18 protein-coding genes and 1 pseudogene are annotated in these 16331 nt (G+C 57.5%); 9 read left to right on the plus strand and 10 right to left on the minus strand.

The window, feature by feature from the left end:
• Positions 1 to 87 precede the first annotated feature (87 nt).
• The 6 genes from OEG84_RS08665 to OEG84_RS08690 all read right to left on the minus strand — a co-directional run bounded on the left by OEG84_RS08665 (position 88) and on the right by OEG84_RS08690 (position 3942).
• Entirely contained in the window at positions 88 to 1809 is a 1722-nt protein-coding gene (locus OEG84_RS08665) for a hypothetical protein (protein ID WP_267653383.1), read from the minus strand.
• Between the two features lie 155 nt (positions 1810 to 1964).
• Positions 1965 to 2345: a hypothetical protein gene (locus OEG84_RS08670; protein WP_267653384.1), complete on the minus strand. Its 381-nt coding sequence runs from the start codon at positions 2343 to 2345 to the stop codon at positions 1965 to 1967.
• Positions 2346 to 2434: 89 nt separating this feature from the next.
• Entirely contained in the window at positions 2435 to 2836 is a 402-nt protein-coding gene (locus OEG84_RS08675; RefSeq protein ID WP_267653385.1) for a YbaN family protein, read from the minus strand.
• Positions 2837 to 2913: 77 nt separating this feature from the next.
• Positions 2914 to 3174: a hypothetical protein gene (locus OEG84_RS08680; RefSeq protein WP_267653386.1), complete on the minus strand. Its 261-nt coding sequence runs from the start codon at positions 3172 to 3174 to the stop codon at positions 2914 to 2916.
• Positions 3171 to 3455, minus strand: a complete 285-nt coding sequence (locus OEG84_RS08685) for a DUF6522 family protein (RefSeq protein WP_267653387.1) — start codon at positions 3453 to 3455, stop codon at positions 3171 to 3173. The genes OEG84_RS08680 and OEG84_RS08685 overlap by 4 nt, the downstream gene beginning before the upstream one ends.
• Positions 3456 to 3507: 52 nt before the next feature.
• Positions 3508 to 3942 (minus strand): RrF2 family transcriptional regulator, encoded by a 435-nt coding sequence (locus tag OEG84_RS08690; protein ID WP_267653388.1) that lies wholly within the window; start codon positions 3940 to 3942, stop codon positions 3508 to 3510.
• Between the two features lie 203 nt (positions 3943 to 4145).
• On the opposite strand from OEG84_RS08690, the gene ric reads away from it, so the two are divergent.
• Positions 4146 to 4817, plus strand: a complete 672-nt coding sequence (gene ric, locus OEG84_RS08695; RefSeq protein WP_267653389.1) for an iron-sulfur cluster repair di-iron protein — start codon at positions 4146 to 4148, stop codon at positions 4815 to 4817.
• Between the two features lie 102 nt (positions 4818 to 4919).
• Here the strand turns inward: ric and OEG84_RS08700 are convergent, their stop codons facing one another.
• Entirely contained in the window at positions 4920 to 5252 is a 333-nt protein-coding gene (locus OEG84_RS08700; RefSeq protein ID WP_324288187.1) for a hypothetical protein, read from the minus strand.
• 340 nt (positions 5253 to 5592) lie between these two features.
• On the opposite strand from OEG84_RS08700, the gene OEG84_RS08705 reads away from it, so the two are divergent.
• Positions 5593 to 6719 (plus strand): IS3 family transposase gene (locus OEG84_RS08705; RefSeq protein WP_267653243.1). Its coding sequence is split into 2 segments (ribosomal slippage): positions 5593 to 5857 and positions 5857 to 6719, totalling 1128 coding nucleotides; the frame shifts between segments, so codons are not numbered across the junction.
• Between the two features lie 383 nt (positions 6720 to 7102).
• Here OEG84_RS08705 and OEG84_RS08710 read toward each other — a convergent pair.
• On the minus strand, positions 7103 to 8263 hold the full coding sequence (locus OEG84_RS08710) for an IS256 family transposase (RefSeq protein WP_267653390.1): 1161 nt from the start codon (positions 8261 to 8263) through the stop codon (positions 7103 to 7105).
• Positions 8264 to 8379: 116 nt separating this feature from the next.
• On the opposite strand from OEG84_RS08710, the gene OEG84_RS08715 reads away from it, so the two are divergent.
• The 3 genes from OEG84_RS08715 (at position 8380) to tnpC (ending at position 10744) form a co-directional block, all read left to right on the plus strand.
• Positions 8380 to 8766 carry a transposase gene (locus tag OEG84_RS08715; protein WP_267653391.1) on the plus strand — a complete coding sequence of 129 codons (387 nt, stop codon included), beginning with the start codon at positions 8380 to 8382 and terminating at the stop codon, positions 8764 to 8766.
• The gene (gene tnpB / locus OEG84_RS08720; protein ID WP_267653392.1) at positions 8763 to 9116 is read left to right on the plus strand and encodes an IS66 family insertion sequence element accessory protein TnpB; all 354 of its coding nucleotides are present in this window, start codon (positions 8763 to 8765) and stop codon (positions 9114 to 9116) included. Before OEG84_RS08715 ends, tnpB begins: the two co-directional genes overlap by 4 nt.
• Positions 9117 to 9184: 68 nt before the next feature.
• Positions 9185 to 10744 carry an IS66 family transposase gene (gene tnpC, locus OEG84_RS08725; protein ID WP_267653393.1) on the plus strand — a complete coding sequence of 520 codons (1560 nt, stop codon included), beginning with the start codon at positions 9185 to 9187 and terminating at the stop codon, positions 10742 to 10744.
• A gap of 266 nt (positions 10745 to 11010) precedes the next feature.
• Here the strand turns inward: tnpC and OEG84_RS08730 are convergent, their stop codons facing one another.
• Positions 11011 to 11307, minus strand: coding sequence for a hypothetical protein (locus OEG84_RS08730; protein ID WP_267653394.1), 297 nt, complete (start codon positions 11305 to 11307; stop codon positions 11011 to 11013).
• Between the two features lie 97 nt (positions 11308 to 11404).
• Here OEG84_RS08730 and OEG84_RS08735 point away from each other — a divergent pair.
• A pseudogene (locus tag OEG84_RS08735) lies at positions 11405 to 11764 on the plus strand (PAS domain S-box protein); the annotation flags it as partial.
• Between the two features lie 33 nt (positions 11765 to 11797).
• Here the strand turns inward: OEG84_RS08735 and OEG84_RS08740 are convergent.
• Positions 11798 to 12924, minus strand: a protein-coding gene (locus OEG84_RS08740; RefSeq protein WP_267652815.1) for an IS3 family transposase whose coding sequence is annotated in 2 segments (ribosomal slippage) — positions 11798 to 12660 and positions 12660 to 12924 — 1128 coding nt in all. Because the reading frame shifts where the segments join, the coding sequence is not laid out codon by codon here.
• A 512-nt stretch (positions 12925 to 13436) separates the two neighbouring features.
• Here OEG84_RS08740 and OEG84_RS08745 point away from each other — a divergent pair.
• The 3 genes from OEG84_RS08745 to OEG84_RS08755 all read left to right on the plus strand — a co-directional run bounded on the left by OEG84_RS08745 (position 13437) and on the right by OEG84_RS08755 (position 16315).
• Positions 13437 to 13823, plus strand: a complete 387-nt coding sequence (locus OEG84_RS08745; RefSeq protein WP_267653395.1) for a DUF4345 family protein — start codon at positions 13437 to 13439, stop codon at positions 13821 to 13823.
• 368 nt (positions 13824 to 14191) lie between these two features.
• The gene (locus OEG84_RS08750; RefSeq protein WP_267653396.1) at positions 14192 to 14614 is read left to right on the plus strand and encodes a Ros/MucR family transcriptional regulator; all 423 of its coding nucleotides are present in this window, start codon (positions 14192 to 14194) and stop codon (positions 14612 to 14614) included.
• A 574-nt stretch (positions 14615 to 15188) separates the two neighbouring features.
• A protein-coding gene (locus tag OEG84_RS08755; RefSeq protein ID WP_267653397.1) for an IS3 family transposase occupies positions 15189 to 16315 on the plus strand; the annotation gives its coding sequence in 2 pieces (ribosomal slippage) (positions 15189 to 15453 and positions 15453 to 16315; 1128 coding nt in all).
• Positions 16316 to 16331: the final 16 nt, after the last annotated feature.

Below are 16331 nucleotides of genomic sequence, written 5' to 3' on the forward strand. Positions count from 1 at the left end.
ATTTGGACAGGTTTCAAACAGACAACTTCATGCGCCCAACTGTAACCGTCAAGCGGACAAATCGAGACTTTCGGCTTTTCCTTCACATCAGCTGATGATCAAGGTTTTTTCCGGCAGCACAAAAGCATCGTAACAAGGGGTCAGCGATATCCGGGTGTGGCCGGTCAGCGCAGACGCGTAATGCTCCAGCAGCAACTTCCGCGCATGCTGCACCGGACACACCGGCACCAGCACCAGGTCGGTGTTGGCCACCGCCAGGCGGGTTCGCTCCTGAAGCTCGGGCACCGCCCGGTAGGGGTCAGCGCCAATCGGCACATATTCAGCGCCACGTATGCCCAGCAGATACGGAAACGGATTGGCGAAATCCAGGTTGAGAACACTTTTGAAACGGCGCCCCGAACTTTTCTCCAGCGCCCTGATCGCCACCGTCGCCACCTGCATCTCCTGCAACAGCATATACTGGTAATCCGGGTCGGAGAACATCAGGAACGACGGCAATGCCTCGGTGTCGGCGATCGCCTGATAGGTATCGCGGTGGGTCGCATAAATCCCGCGCATCCGTTCGGCCTGTTCGACGAACACCGGCTTGGCCGAAACCTGTCCCAGCGGCCCCAGATCGGGCGCATCGAGATGGATGTATCCCGGCGCCACAGCCGCTGTTCGCGCCGCCTTGTGGATCACCGTGCTGACGGTCGGCAACGCCGCGAAACCGATCAGCACCAGGATCGCCGGACCATAGCGGCCATAGCTGGCAATTGGCCGCAGCAAGATTGCCAACAATGCCGGCCAGATCAGGATGAAGGCGTGGCTGCCAGTGTTCTGGGTCTCGTAAAACAGCCCGCATACCAGCAACAGGCCTACCCAGAACCAATCGGCATCACCCCAGCGGGCAATGCCCTTGGCCTGCGGCCTGCCGCCGGCGGCCTTGTGCCCCGCAAAGGCCGCGGCCAGCAGCACGATAGCAAGCACACCCCCGGCTCCCATCACATCGAAATGCTGCGATGTGGCGGTCAGGAACCGCGGCAGCAGCGCATCAGTGTTTTCCATCGCCAGCCGCACGATATCGCGGATATAGAGGCTGACGAGTCCGGTCGTAAGTTCGGCGACCCCAGCCACACCGACGCAGATAAGCGCTGTGGCAATAGCTGTCGAAACCCGTATCCGCCCCAGCACCAGTCCAAACAGCAGGATCGGCCCCGCCGCCAGAAACGCGGTGATCTTGCAAAACGCCAGTCCCAGCACCAGCACACTAAGCACGATGGTCTGGATCACCGGGCTGCGCACGAACAACACCGCCGCCACCGTTAAATACAACAGATGCGCGCCATGCCGGTTGTAGATCCCGAAGGCGTCCGTGCCCGGATACGGATAGAATTCGATCACCGTGAACGGCAGCGCGGTAAACAGCATCCACGGTACCAGCAGCCAGAATGCCAGCTTGCCGCTGCGTTTCACCACATCCCACAGGATCAGCGCCATCACAGGCGCGGTGATCGGCAGCCAGATCCATTGCGTCAACAGCACCGGGTTGGCTTGGGGAAACAGCCGGTCTGAAAACGCCGCCAGAAAATACTCGAGCGGTCCCACCGGTGCGAAGAAGTCCCGCGCAGGCCATTGCCCATGCGCAATCCGCCCGATCGCATCATAATAGATCAGCACGTCCCAATACATGGGCCCGATTGGCAGAACCAACGGCAGGGTTTGCAGCAGCGCCAGCACCAGCACGAAAATTGCCAGCAGCGGGTAAAGCCATGTCAGCGGCCGCCGGCCACCCGACCCATCATCAAAATCCGAGTAACCCGCGCCCATGACAACTCCAGCAACTGATTCTTGTGGCGCGGAGTGTGGGCGATAGCGACACGGCGGGTCAACAATGCTCAGGACGGACGAAGACTGCCAAACAATTGTGCCCTATCCGGCAAAGGTGCGGCGGGGTCGCAGCACGCGAAACGCGCATTTCCCCGTCAGTCGCAAAAAAGGCTTTCGGCCAGTTCACGCCGGTAATAGTCGATGTCGGCCTCATCCCCACGCGGGCCGCGGCCAAGGATACCGGCGAGCTTGAAAAAACCTCTGCCGGGCAATCGGGCCGGTCCGCGGTTGACGACGCGCGCTGCGATGAACGGACGTCCAGCCTCTGCATCCTCACACATCGTGGCCTCAAGCGCATCGGTCACCTTGCTGATTGACCGGGGAGCGGTCAGGCCAAGCTCCCGTGCCAGATGACCATAGGTGATAGGAACAGCTTCCGGCGACAAGCTCTTGAGATGGCTTCGCACCTTGTCGCGCAAACCGGCGTTCTGTGTGTTCTCCGCGACGGCTATGTCCACTTCATCTGCAACTGACATTACAATATCTCCCACATGGTCATTTCAAAATTCATTCAACATCTGCGGGCGCCGGAATCGGGGTCCGCTTCCCGTCTGGCGCGGCTGCTTCAAGCGCCGTCCGGGCGGCTGAGCACGAACGCTGCCGCGCCGGTCAGGCAGACCGCCTGCACCACGATCACCACGACTGAAACCTGCAAAGCGAGGCTCAGCAGAACCGAGCAAATCATCATCGCCACCGCCATCGCCTTATAGCGCGGCGCAATCGCCCCTTGCTCCCGCCAGTTGGCGATCATCGGACCGAAGCTTCGGCTGTCTTCCAGCCATTGCTGGAAGCGTGGTGCGCTTTTGCCAAAGGCGAAGGCGGCAAGGATGATGAACGGGGTAGTCGGCAGCAGCGGCAGCACGACGCCGAGGCCGCCAAGCGCAAGCGCCAAAATCCCGACCGTGAACCACAACGGTCGGCGCAGGCTCAAATCAATCGCCCGTTCAGGAAATATCCAGCGAAACATCCGCTCTTCTCCATTTCCGGTTCTGACCTTGCTCGTCAGCGATTTGATTCCGGCCGAGCCTCTGAGGCAGAGATATTTCAATCACCCGACCTCACCCTTACCCTTTCATCGAGCAACAGTGCCGGGTTGGCATAAGCGCCGCCCGCATGCATCTCGGCAGAAATCCAGATTGCCTCCATGACCTCGTCCCTGGTCGCCTCGTGACGCGGCCCCGTTTCCGCATCCGCCTTGGCGCAATAAGGAAAGGGAATGATGCGCACGGCGATGGTCGCCAGCAATTGCCGAGCCTTCATCGCCAGCCCACCGGAATGGGTTGAGGAATGCATATCGATCATCATGGTCGCCTCGCCGAGGCCGGCAACGGCAATTTGCCGAAATCCAGCGCCGAGCAGGTAAGCACCTTGCCCTCGGTATCGGCTGTAATGCGGACGCGGCGACTGGCGGAGAAAAAGGTCAGCCGCACCTTTCCGGCGTCGCCATCTTCGCCCCGTTCAAACAGGCTGGTAATCGCACCGCTGCGCATGTCCCGCTTCAAGGTGTCAGCATCGATGCGAAACGCCTTGGCCAGCACCCCGGCATCAACTTCGATTGTGTCATCAGCGTAGGAAATCTGGGTCATCTGCTGTTTTCACCCTGTTTTGCGGCAATTTTCTCGTGCCGTGTCCTGGTATTTAAAATGCCATCATTAACCCGCCGGACGCATCGCCCGGCCAGGCACATTCGGCCACAGTCGTCCGGTCGAGTTCGCTCAGGAAGGCTTCCCGCGCGGCGGCAAATTTCGATCTCAGGCGGCACTGGGGCTGCAACACGCACATGCCGCCATCGGCACGAAAACATTCAACCAGCGCAAACCCCTGTTCAAGATGACGCACTACCTCGCCCAGCGTGATGGTCTCAGCTGGCCGCGCCAGCACCAGTCCCCCGCTCCGCCCTCGTTGCGAGTGCACAAACCCGCCACGCCCAAGATCCTGAACCACCTTGGCCAGGTGGTGCTGCGAGATCAGGAATTCCTCAGCGATTTGCCCTGTCGAGATCGGCCGGTCGGGTGTGCCTGCCAGACGCATCAGAACCCGCATTCCGAAATCCGTGGAAGATGCCAGCCGCATCGTTGCTCCTTAATTGGTATTGACAATACCAAATATAGCGAAAGATAATACGCATTGCAAATACCAATTTCTGACGTGCGCGGACACCTCAGAACTCGGGTGAATGGAAGGGAATCGTCAAGCCGGCTTCAGGTCGGCCAGGCCTCCAGATCACGCGCCCGCCTCTCGTTTTAATACCGCCCTATCTACCTACGGAGAAAACCATGACCACAGCCGCCCTCAACGACCGGAATGTCGGGGAAATCGCAGCCCAACTTCCCGGCGCCACCAGCGTGTTCCGCCGTTTTGGCATCGACTTCTGCTGTCACGGCGACATCTCGCTAACCCAGGCAGCAGCCGAGCGCGGGCTCGATATTGCCGAGCTGGAAACAGCACTTCAGGCACTCGATCCGAAAGCCGCACCTGAGGCTCCGCAAGAAACCGATGCGCTGATCAGCCACATCCAGACCCGCTATCACGATGTCCACCGCCAGCAGATTCCCGAGCTTATCGAGCTGTCGCGCAAGGTCGAGGCGGTGCATGCCGGCCACGCAAACGCGCCGGAAGGGTTGGCTGACGTCTTGCAGCAGATCATGGCTGAACTGGAAACCCATATGCACAAGGAAGAACAGGAGATCTTCCCCGCCATGCGCCGTAAGGCCGCCGATCCGCTCGCCACCCCGATCAGCGAATTGCGCCATGACCATGACGCCCATGGCGTATTTCTCGAGCAGGTCGGCAAGATCACCGACGACTACACTTTGCCCGGCGACGCCTGCCGCTCGTGGGAAGCGCTCTATGCCGGAGCAGCACAGCTCAAGGAAGATCTGATGGAGCACATCCATCTCGAAAACAACGTACTGTTCCCGCGCTTCGAAACCGGCGCCACCGCCTGATTCCAGCGAACGTTCACCAACCGCCCGGTCTCGAAACACATCGGGACCGGGCCCTGGCGCAGTCTCGATACAGGCACACGTCAATGACCAGATCGGAAAGAATCAGCAACCCTTGCGAATTCTCGCGGCTTCAAGGGCCTGAACCTTGCCTTTGGAGACTGCGATCATCCCCTCTTTATCGCCATCTGTAAGGCTGGCGACAGGAATCCCCAACAGCAAGACACCGACAGCATCGGTATTCGCCGCGGAACTCTGCGCCGCCGAGAGAGCTGCCAGGGTGCCCTGCTCTGTAGTCAGGGAAGTGTTGATTTCCTGACATTCGAGATTGGCATAAGTTTCAACTGGAAATGCAGTTGGCGCGATCGCGTCGGGGCGTTTCGCGCAGGAGGACAGTGCGGCAATTGCGAAAAGGGTGAGGAAGGCGTTTTTCATCATCAGACCTGTAGTATTAGTTCGAACAAAATTTCAAGTTCAGGTTGCAATGTCAAGCGCACCAACTGCCGGGACGACAGGAAACATGATCGTTCATCACGCGCATTACCGCTTATCAAAGGAGCCGCAGGGTATTTTCCCACCGAAGCAGGTAGCTGGCTCAGCTGTGTTGACCGGTCTCCTTCTTCGGGCGCTGGTCAAGCACGGCAGCCGACCCTACGCACCTTGCGAGATTGCGCAAAAATCATTGTTTTCATTGAAAAATGGATGATGGAAATGGAGTTGCCCCCTGAAAGTGGTCCACCAACTGGGATAGATTATCCCTCAAATTGGAGGATCAGCGATGGCTGGAAAACGAGAGAAGCCGGAAGAGATTGTATCGAAGCTTCGGCAGGTTGAAGTTCTGCAAGGGCAAGGTGCGACGATTGCTGACGCGGTGCGCCAGATCGGCGTGACACAGCAGACGTTTTATCGATGGCGAAAGCTCTATGGCGGGATGCAGCGATCTCAACTCACTCGGCTGAAAGAGCTGGAGAAGGAGAACCAGCGGCTTCGGCGGGCGGTGTCTGACCTGACACTGGACAAACTCATCCTGACCGAGGCGGCAAAGGGAAACTTCTAAGCCCTTCGCGTCGGCGCAAGTGCATCGACCATGTGCGGCGGGAGCTCGGCGTATCAGAACGCCGCGCCTGCCGCACGCTCGGACAACACCGATCCACACAGCGCAAGGTGCCACAGGGCCGGGCAGATGAAGAACGGCTGACCGATGATATCATCGAACTGGCCGACAAGTACGGGCGCTATGGGTATCGCATGGTCACCGGTCTGCTGAACAACGCGGGCTGGCAGGTAAACCATAAGCGGGTTGAGCGCATCTGGCGGCGTGAAGGGCTGAAAGTGCCACAAAAGCAGAAGAAAAAGGGGCGGCTTTGGCTGAACGACGGATCATGTGTGCGTCTCAGACCGAAACGGCCAAACCACGTCTGGTCCTACGACTTCGTCCAGGATCGAACCGCTGACGGCCGCGTCTATCGGACGCTGAATATCATCGACGAATACACCAGGGAGGCACTCATGATCCGCGTGGACCGCAAGCTCAACTCAACGGACGTGCTGGATGCTCTGACAGACCTATTCATCCTGCGCGGCCCGCCGGAATACATTCGGTCGGACAATGGGCCGGAATTTATCGCCCAGAAAGTGCGGGATTGGATTGCAGCTGTTGGAGCCAAGACGGCCTACATAGAGCCAGGCTCACCATGGGAGAACGGATACTGCGAAAGCTTCAACGCCCGGTTCCGCGACGAGCTGCTGAACGGCGAAATCTTCTACAGCCTAAGGGAGGCGCAAATCCTGATCGAGCAATGGCGTATCCACTACAACACCGTCAGGCCGCATAGCGCTCTGGGCTACCGCCCGCCCGCGCCGGAAAGCATTGTCCCGATGGACCAGACGCCCATGATGCACTAACAATCAAACCGGACCACCTGATGGGGGCACGCCAGATGTGCTGTCAAAAAAGCTCTGAGGCCTGCCCGGAAGCGAGAACTTGTGGACAGGGTCATTGGCGATTGGAAGATATCAACACGCCGGGCTTGCGCAGCGCTGCAGATCGACCGGGGCCTCTACGTTTACAAGTCGAAGCGTGGTGAGCAGGCCGAACTGAAGCTGCAGATCAAGGACATCTGTCAGACACGTGTCCGTTATGGATATAGGTGTCTCCATATCCCGCTCAGGCGGGATATGGAGTGTCATGAACTCTGTGTATCTGGCCCGGCCCATGCGGGTTTCAGATATGGTCACGCATTGAAGCGCTCGTCGAACATGATAGCGAATTGATTGCGGGCAGCAAACTATTCGCGGACATTTCTGCCGCCTTTCTCAAAGTTGCGGATGGCCAGATAGATCAGTTTTGTGGCGGCTTCTTCGGTCGGGAATGATCCGCGCGTCTTGATTGATTTGCGGATCACGCGGTTCAGGCTTTCGATGGCATTCGTTGTATAAATGATCTTGCGGATCGCCGGGTCGAAGGCGAAGAACGGGATCACTTCGGCCCAGGCCCTCCGCCAGGCCGGGGCTATGGAAGCGTATTTTCCGGCCCATTTCCCCTCGAACGCGTCCAACTCGGCCGCCGCTTGGTCGGCGGTCGCAGCGCTGTAAATCCGGCGCAGATCAACGGCCACGATCTTGCGGTCCTTCCAACTGCAAAAGTTCAGGGAATGGCGCACCAAATGCACGATGCAGGTCTGCACCGTAGCTTCCGGAAAGGCTGCGGTAATAGCCTCAGGAAAGCCCTTGAGCCCGTCCACAACAGCGATCAGAATGTCCTGCACACCCCGGTTTTTCAGTTCGGTCATCACCGACAGCCAAAACTTGGCCCCTTCATTGTCAGCGATCCACAGGCCCAACACCTCACGCACACCGTCGCGTGAGACGCCCAGGGCTACGTAGACGGCTTTGTTCTTGACCATACGGCTATCAGCGTCACGGATTTTGAACCGCAGTGCGTCGAAGATGACGATGGGATACATCCGCTCCAGCGCCCGTAATTGCCATTCCCGAACCTCGTTCAGCACGGCGTCGGTCACGCGGCTAATCAGGTCGGGCGAGACCTGCAGGCCATAGACATCTTCGAGGTGGGCGCGGATGTCTCGCACCGTCAGCCCTGCCGCGTAGAGACCAATGATCTTCTCATCCATCCCGTCGATCCGGGTCTGGCCCTTCTTCACCAGCTCCGGCTTGAAACTGCCATCCCGGTCGCGCGGCACCGCAATCGGCACTTCGCCGTCTTGGCTCTTCAGGCGCTTGCTGGATGTGCCGTTGCGCCGGTTGGACTGGTCCGGCGGCGCGTCCTTGCCCTCTTCATAGCCCAGGTGCGCCGTCAGCTCGGCACCCAGCATCCGCTCCATGAGCTTAATCTTGAGTTCTTTTATCAGCCCGGCATCGCCAAGCAAATCTTCAGGCCGCTCGCAGCCCTTCAAAAGTTCGTCCAGCAGTTCCTTGGAAATAGTCATCGTCCTTGCTCCTCTCAGGAAGCATGGACCAAAGTAAGCGGTGTTCTGTCCCCACATTGCCCTGTCATCGCTGATCTGTGATCGGCTTTCCATGGATGAGCGAAGGGAGTTTCTCCATGGACACTACACTGGAGATACTCACGACTGGGAAGACCGGTCGTGAGCGACATCGCCGTTGGCCTGATGCGGTCAAGGCCAAGATCGTTTCGGAAAGTCTGCGCCCGGACGTGACGGTGAATCAGGTGGCAGAGCGCTACGGGTTGAAGCCCAACCATTTGTCTGCTTGGCGCGCGATGGCACGGCAGGGCAAATTGGTTTTGCCTGCGCCCGAAGATGCGATGGAATTCGCAGCGATGGTCGTCGAGACGCCATCTGCCGAACCGCCGGCCAAAGAAGTCAGCCGTCCCGAGATCATTGTCGGCCCTGTCACGATCCGCCTGGAGGAAGGTGCATCGACCGCTCGGGTCGTGGCTGTTGCACGTGCGCTTGCGACCTCGGCATGATCTTTCCATCAAACCGCGTGCGGATCATGGTGGCGACGAAGCCTGTGGACTTCCGCAAGGGCCATGACGGCTTGGCTGCGCTGGTGAAGAACGAGTTGCGCAAAGACCCGTTCACTGGAACGGTGTTCGTGTTCCGGTCACGCAAGGCGGATCGGTTGAAGCTGATCTACTGGGATGGCAGCGGTCTTGTGATGGCCTACAAGCGACTGGAAGATCACACCTTCACTTGGCCGGGTATCAGAGATGGCCTAATGACATTGGGCCATGCTCAGTTCGAAGCGCTGTTTGCGGGCCTCGACTGGCGACGCGTTCGTTCCGTGGAAACGAGAGCACCGGAGGCCATCGAATAGCTGCGGCACGATGACTCGGGTGGCAAATACCAAAGGCAATTCGAAGCGGGATTTAGTAGATTCCGGCCATGCTGAACGCCGCCGATCTTCCCGATGATGTTGCCGCCCTGAAGGCGATGCTGATTGCGGCGCAGGCACGCGAGGCAGGCAAGGACGCCCAGATTGTCCGCAAAGATGAGCGGATCGAACGGCTGGAGAAACTGGTTGCCGCCTTCAAGCAAGCGGCCTTCGGGCGCAAGTCCGAGAAGACCGATCCCGACCAATTCGATCTGGCACTTGAAGACCTGGAAACGGCAATGGCCGCGATCCATGCCGAGGATGAGGCGGACGCCCCCTTGGGCAAGCGGTTCATCAAGCCACGAGCGACCAATCGCGGCTCTCTTCCAAAGCATCTTCCTCGTGTCGAAGAGGTGATCGAGCCGGAAAGCCTGATCTGCGCCTGCGGCGGATGCCTGCATTGCATCGGCGACGATGTGTCCGAGAGGCTGGACGTGATCCCGGCCCAGTTCCGCGTCATCGTCACACGCCGCCCCAAATATGCCTGCCGCGCCTGCACCGACGGCGTCGTTCAGGCCCCAGCTCCTGCACGTCTGATCCAGGCTGGGTTGCCGACGGAAGCGACGGTCGCCCATGTGCTGGTCTCCAAATATGCCGATCACCTTCCTTTGTATCGGCAGGCTCAGATCATGAGCCGCCAAGATATTGATCTCGACAGGTCCACACTTGCCGATTGGGTCGGTCGCGCAGCCTTCGAATTGTGTCCCGTCTTTGATGCGCTGATCTCCGACCTGAAGCGTTCGAGCAAGCTCTTCATGGACGAGACCCGTGCCCCCGTGCTTGATCCCGGCTCCCGTAAAACCAAGACAGGATACTTCTGGGCCTTGGCTCGTGATGATCGTCCATGGGGCGGTGGTGCGCCACCAGGCGTCGCCTTCACCTACACTCCCGGTCGCGGGGGCATTCATGCCGAACGGATATTGCAGGGCTTCTCGGGCATTCTGCAGGTCGATGGCTATGCCGGATACAACAGGCTGATCGCGCCAGACCGGATTGGCCCGGACATTCGGCTTGCCTATTGTTGGGCCCACGCTCGTCGCAAGCTGGTGGAGATCACCCGCAACGGAGCAGCACCGATTGCCGAGGACGGCGTCAAACGGATCGGCGAACTCTACCGGATCGAAGCCGAATTGCGCGGCCTTCATCCGCAGGCTCGCCTCGCCGGGCGACAGGAACGATCAGCCTCGCTGGTAACCGAATTGGAAACATGGCTCGTTCATCACCGTGCCCGTGTTGCGGCCAAATCGCCGCTTGGCGAAGCCTTGAAATACATCGCCAAATACTGGGAGGGTCTGCTTCTCTTCCTCGCCGACGGCCGCATCGAAATCGACAACAACAGCGTGGAGCGAACCATCCGGCCGATAGCCCTCAATCGGAAGAACGCACTCTTCGCCGGCCATGACGCTGGAGCCGAAAACTGGGCCATCATCGCCTCGCTCGTTGAGACCTGCAAACTCAACGCCGTTGATCCGCAGGCCTATCTGACCAGGACACTTACCGCCATCGTCAACGGTCATAAACAGAGCCGGATCGATGAGCTGCTTCCTTGGAATTATCCTGCCAAGGTGTGAGCGGAACACCGCTTACGGACCAAAGCGCAGTTACACAGAAGACCGGACACTCTCTCACACAGTCATTGCAGGGCAAAATCTCGCGGAACTGGCAGCCTCAAGGCTTGACCATTCGTCTGGCTATTCCTGTTCAAATCCTGGCTTCAGACTGACTCGCATTTCAGTATGTTCCAATGTGGCCACGGCTTAGAGGGTCTGATCGAAAGAATCAGGCCTTCCACCTATCGACCAAAAGCCAGAGAATGTATTTCTCTTATGCCTCCCATCTAATGAAAGGTTTTCCTCACAATCATCACTTGAAAATGGCCGTTTTCCACTCGAAGTTGCCAACGTCTCATTGGGACTTTCGGCCCATTGCGGACCTCCGCGACCTCGTTGAATGCTGCACCGCAGCTATAACATTGCTGCCTTTGGTAAAGCACCCACGGTTCTTGATGGATCAATCTCGGCGCATCGGATAAATCGACCATGTCGGAATCAATACAGGATTCCACAAACTCATCTTTTGCAAAAATTACACGCTGAGTCTTTTGAGCAGGTTGTGATGGAATTTGACGACCCACTTTATTTTTCCTGAAGGTCGTCTACGATCAACATATTATAGTCGCCTTCGGTTGTTTCGCGTAGCTCTTTGCGTTCTGCATAGGAGGACTGTGGACGATGACATCTTCTCCCGACGCCTGGCAGTGCTTGCTTGATGGCGAGCACCGCCTTCGACAATTGGAATCTCAAGTGAATGAGGCAAAGGCGGGGCACGATGCGGCCGCATTTCTGGCTGCGATAGTGGAATCTTCTGATGATGCCATCATCAGCAAAAGCTTGGTCGGCACAATAACGACCTGGAACAAGGCTGCCGAGCGCCTTTTTGGGTACACTGCCAGCGAGGCAATCGGGCAGCAGGTCACGATTATCATTCCCGAAGACCGCCTCGATGAGGAGCCTGTGATCTTGGCACGTATTCATGCCGGCGATCGAGTTGATCATTTCGAAACGGTACGTCGCAGGAAGGACGGCACTCTTGGCGTGCCCCCATCAGGTGGTCCGGTTTGATTGTTAGTGCATCATGGGCGTCTGGTCCATCGGGACAATGCTTTCCGGCGCGGGCGGGCGGTAGCCCAGAGCGCTATGCGGCCTGACGGTGTTGTAGTGGATACGCCATTGCTCGATCAGGATTTGCGCCTCCCTTAGGCTGTAGAAGATTTCGCCGTTCAGCAGCTCGTCGCGGAACCGGGCGTTGAAGCTTTCGCAGTATCCGTTCTCCCATGGTGAGCCTGGCTCTATGTAGGCCGTCTTGGCTCCAACAGCTGCAATCCAATCCCGCACTTTCTGGGCGATAAATTCCGGCCCATTGTCCGACCGAATGTATTCCGGCGGGTCGCGCAGGATGAATAGGTCTGTCAGAGCATCCAGCACGTCCGTTGAGTTGAGCTTGCGGTCCACGCGGATCATGAGTGCCTCCCTGGTGTATTCGTCGATGATATTCAGCGTCCGATAGACGCGGCCGTCAGCGGTTCGATCCTGGACGAAGTCGTAGGACCAGACGTGGTTTGGCCGTTCCGGTCTGAGACGCACACATGATCCGTCGTTCAGCCAAAGCCGCCCCTTTTTCTTCTGCTTTTGTGGCACTTTCAGCCCTTCACGCCGCCAGATGCGCTCAACCCGCTTATGGTTTACCTGCCAGCCCGCGTTGTTCAGCAGACCGGTGACCATGCGATACCCATAGCGCCCGTACTTGTCGGCCAGTTCGATGATATCATCGGTCAGCCGTTCTTCATCTGCCCGGCCCTGTGGCACCTTGCGCTGTGTGGATCGGTGTTGTCCGAGCGTGCGGCAGGCGCGGCGTTCTGATACGCCGAGCTCCCGCCGCACATGGTCGATGCACTTGCGCCGACGCGAAGGGCTTAGAAGTTTCCCTTTGCCGCCTCGGTCAGGATGAGTTTGTCCAGTGTCAGGTCAGACACCGCCCGCCGAAGCCGCTGGTTCTCCTTCTCCAGCTCTTTCAGCCGAGTGAGTTGAGATCGCTGCATCCCGCCATAGAGCTTCCGCCATCGATAAAACGTCTGCTGTGTCACGCCGATCTGGCGCACCGCGTCAGCAATCGTCGCACCTTGCCCTTGCAGAACTTCAACCTGCCGAAGCTTCGATACAATCTCTTCCGGCTTCTCTCGTTTTCCAGCCATCGCTGATCCTCCAATTTGAGGGATAATCTATCCCAGTTGGTGGACCACTTTCAGGGGGCAACTCCACGTTGTCCGTCGTGTCCGACGACGACAGGACGGTTTTCACGATGGTGATGCCGCTCACTGATCCCAATTCATCTGAATAGATTCGAGGCGGCCAACCAAAATTTGAAATCTTACTCTTGGTAGCTTTTCTGCGTCCACACGCAAGCGCAGATAAACTCAACTGATTGCGACCGAACGGGATCGCGTACGCCCTAGAAAATTCATTATGAGTTTAGGGGCTTACCGCCCGTTTGACACGCTTGTTGAGTTCTGGTGCACCGACACTTTCGGCCCAAATTAAACCTGGTGATCTACGCAGCTAGTGACCGGTTCGAATTCGAAACAGATATGATACCGGCATTTACGAAAGCTGGAAAAATGGCTACAGCTTCAGCTGAAAGAGCGCACGGTCTCTCAATCACACTTCAACGATCTATGCCGCCTTCTCGCTATGAAGGGGAAATATCATGGGTGGAGCTGATCCACTTCTACTCAGCCAAATTGTCGTTAGGCTATGCCTATTCCTTGTCGCGGCCATCGCTCTGACAGGCGGTGTTCTTCAGTTTTTCGCCGGTCAACCCCACACGACCCCACGTTTGGATAACGTGCACCGCTTTATGGCAGGGATATATTTCTCGACAGGCCTCATTAACCTCTGGGCGGCCGTTACCATCAGGCATCAAGGCACGCTGGTCTATTTGCTTGCTTTTGGCATTCTTCTCGCGGGAACGGGCAGACTCTTATCTATTCGACGTGTTGGCCTGCCCGAGCCGCGCTTCGTATGGCTTGCCTATCTCATCCCCGAACTCATTCTGCCTTTCGTCATTGCAGCGGCTCACTACGCGAGCGGGTGAGTGGCTCCGCCAACTCATGTCATGCGATCAGTAGAAATTGCATCTGGCTTCCATTCCGCCCTTAGCAGAGGTCAATTTGAGTTGCATATGAGAATACATGTAGGTTGAAGAGTATCGCGACATAATTCGAAGTTCTAAGAGTCCAAAAACCGACGATCGCAAGAGGTGCGACGAAGTTCAGCTTCCCGTTTAACTAGCGCTTCATATCGATGCCGGCCAGTAAACCGCGCTAGACGAGTTTTAGAAATAGTTTATGCTTGAAACCCCAACGGCAGCCCCTTAATTACTCGTATCGCTTGTCGGGACGGCGGCCTCCAAATTGAAGTACGATGGACAGACCGTCTGATTAAAAAAAGTGGAACCAGATTATGACTGAAGTGACTAAAGGCTACGGCGCTGATCTCCTTCTCGAGTTGACGGCCGAAATTGTCGCGGCCTTTGTGAGCCACAATTCTGTAACTGCAAATGATCTGCCAAATTTGATTAGCCAGGTGCATGCAGCGATCGGCAGCACAACGGTGCCCGTTGAAGAAATTTTGGAGAAGCAAAAGCCTGCCGTTACGGTGCGTCGTTCGATCCAGAATGATCATCTGATCTGCCTGGAAGACGGTCAGAAATTCAAGTCACTCAAGCGCCACCTGATGAGCCATCATGGCCTGACTCCCGATCAATACCGTGAAAAATGGGAACTGCCTGCCGACTACCCGATGGTTGCACCAGCCTATGCCGAGGCGCGCTCGCGTCTTGCCAAGGAAATGGGCCTGGGCCAAAAGCGCAAGCGCGGCAAGTAAGTCCAGATCGTATGCTGGTTCATTGTCCATTGTTTGGGCCTCAAACATGAACCGCATAAGAGCCCCGAGCCGAAATCAACAGGGAACCTTGATCGGTTCGGTACGAAATAGGCTTCGGCGTTCAATTTCAATTCGAATCTAACGCTCCTCAAAGCCTGTGGGCTCATTATTTTGCGGGAGCTGGGAAAGTCCGGCGGGATGGGGCGAAATCGCGTCTAGTTGCGCGGTATCAACATGTTTCGCCCGTCTGCAGTGACGGGCAACCAGGGCAGCTCAGGACGCGGAGCGGACAAAAGTCGTTGGCGCTTCCGGCCCTTTGCGGACCTCCGTCACCTTGTCACATACTGAACCGCAGCTTCAGTATTGCCGCCATTCATCAATAACCCGAAATTTTAGATGGAATATCGGTGGCTGCTGATTGCCGTTACTCGCGGGACATTCCTTTAGCCTTCCTGAAATTGGGGAGGAAGAGATATTTGCAAACGGCGGCCAACGCGAGATACAGCTATGGAGTTGCCCCCTGAAAGTGGTCCACCAACTGGGATAGATTATCCCTCAAATTGGAGGATCAGCGATGGCTGGAAAACGAGAGAAGCCGGAAGAGATTGTATCGAAGCTTCGGCAGGTTGAAGTTCTGCAAGGGCAAGGTGCGACGATTGCTGACGCGGTGCGCCAGATCGGCGTGACACAGCAGACGTTTTATCGATGGCGGAGGCTCTATGGCGGGATGCAGCGATCTCAACTCACTCGGCTGAAAGAGCTGGAGAAGGAGAACCAGCGGCTTCGGCGGGCGGTGTCTGACCTGACACTGGACAAACTCATCCTGACCGAGGCGGCAAAGGGAAACTTCTAAGCCCTTCGCGTCGTCGCAAGTGCATCGACCATGTGCGGCGGGAGCTTGGCGTATCGGAACGCCGCGCCTGCCGCACGCTCGGACAACACCGATCCACACAGCGCAAGGTGCCACAGGGCCGGGCAGATGAAGCACGGCTGACCGATGATATCATCGAACTGGCCGACAAGTACGGGCGCTATGGGTATCGCATGGTCACCGGTCTGCTGAACAACGCGGGCTGGCAGGTAAACCATAAGCGGGTTGAGCGCATCTGGCGGCGTGAAGGGCTGAAAGTGCCACAAAAGCAGAAGAAAAAGGGGCGGCTTTGGCTGAACGACGGATCATGTGTGCGTCTCAGACCGGAACGGCCAAACCACGTCTGGTCCTACGACTTCGTCCAGGATCGAACCGCTGACGGCCGCGCCTATCGGACGCTGAATATCATCGACGAATACACCAAGGAGGCACTCATGATCCGCGTGGACCGCAAGCTCAACTCAACGGACGTGCTGGATGCTCTGACAGACCTATTCATCCTGCGCGGCCCGCCGGAATACATTCGGTCGGACAATGGGCCGGAATTTATCGCCCAGAAAGTGCGGGATTGGATTGCAGCTGTTGGAGCCAAGACGGCCTACATAGAGCCAGGCTCACCATGGGAGAACGGATACTGCGAAAGCTTCAACGCCCGGTTCCGCGACGAGCTGCTGAACGGCGAAATCTTCTACAGCCTAAGGGAGGCGCAAATCCTGATCGAGCAATGGCGTATCCACTACAACACCGTCAGGCCGCATAGCGCTCTGGGCTACCGCCCGCCCGCGCCGGAAAGCATTGTCCCGATGGACCAGACGCCCATGATGCACTAACAATCAAACCGGACCA

Source organism: Hoeflea algicola (assembly GCF_026619415.1).
Lineage (GTDB): Bacteria > Pseudomonadota > Alphaproteobacteria > Rhizobiales > Rhizobiaceae > Hoeflea > Hoeflea algicola.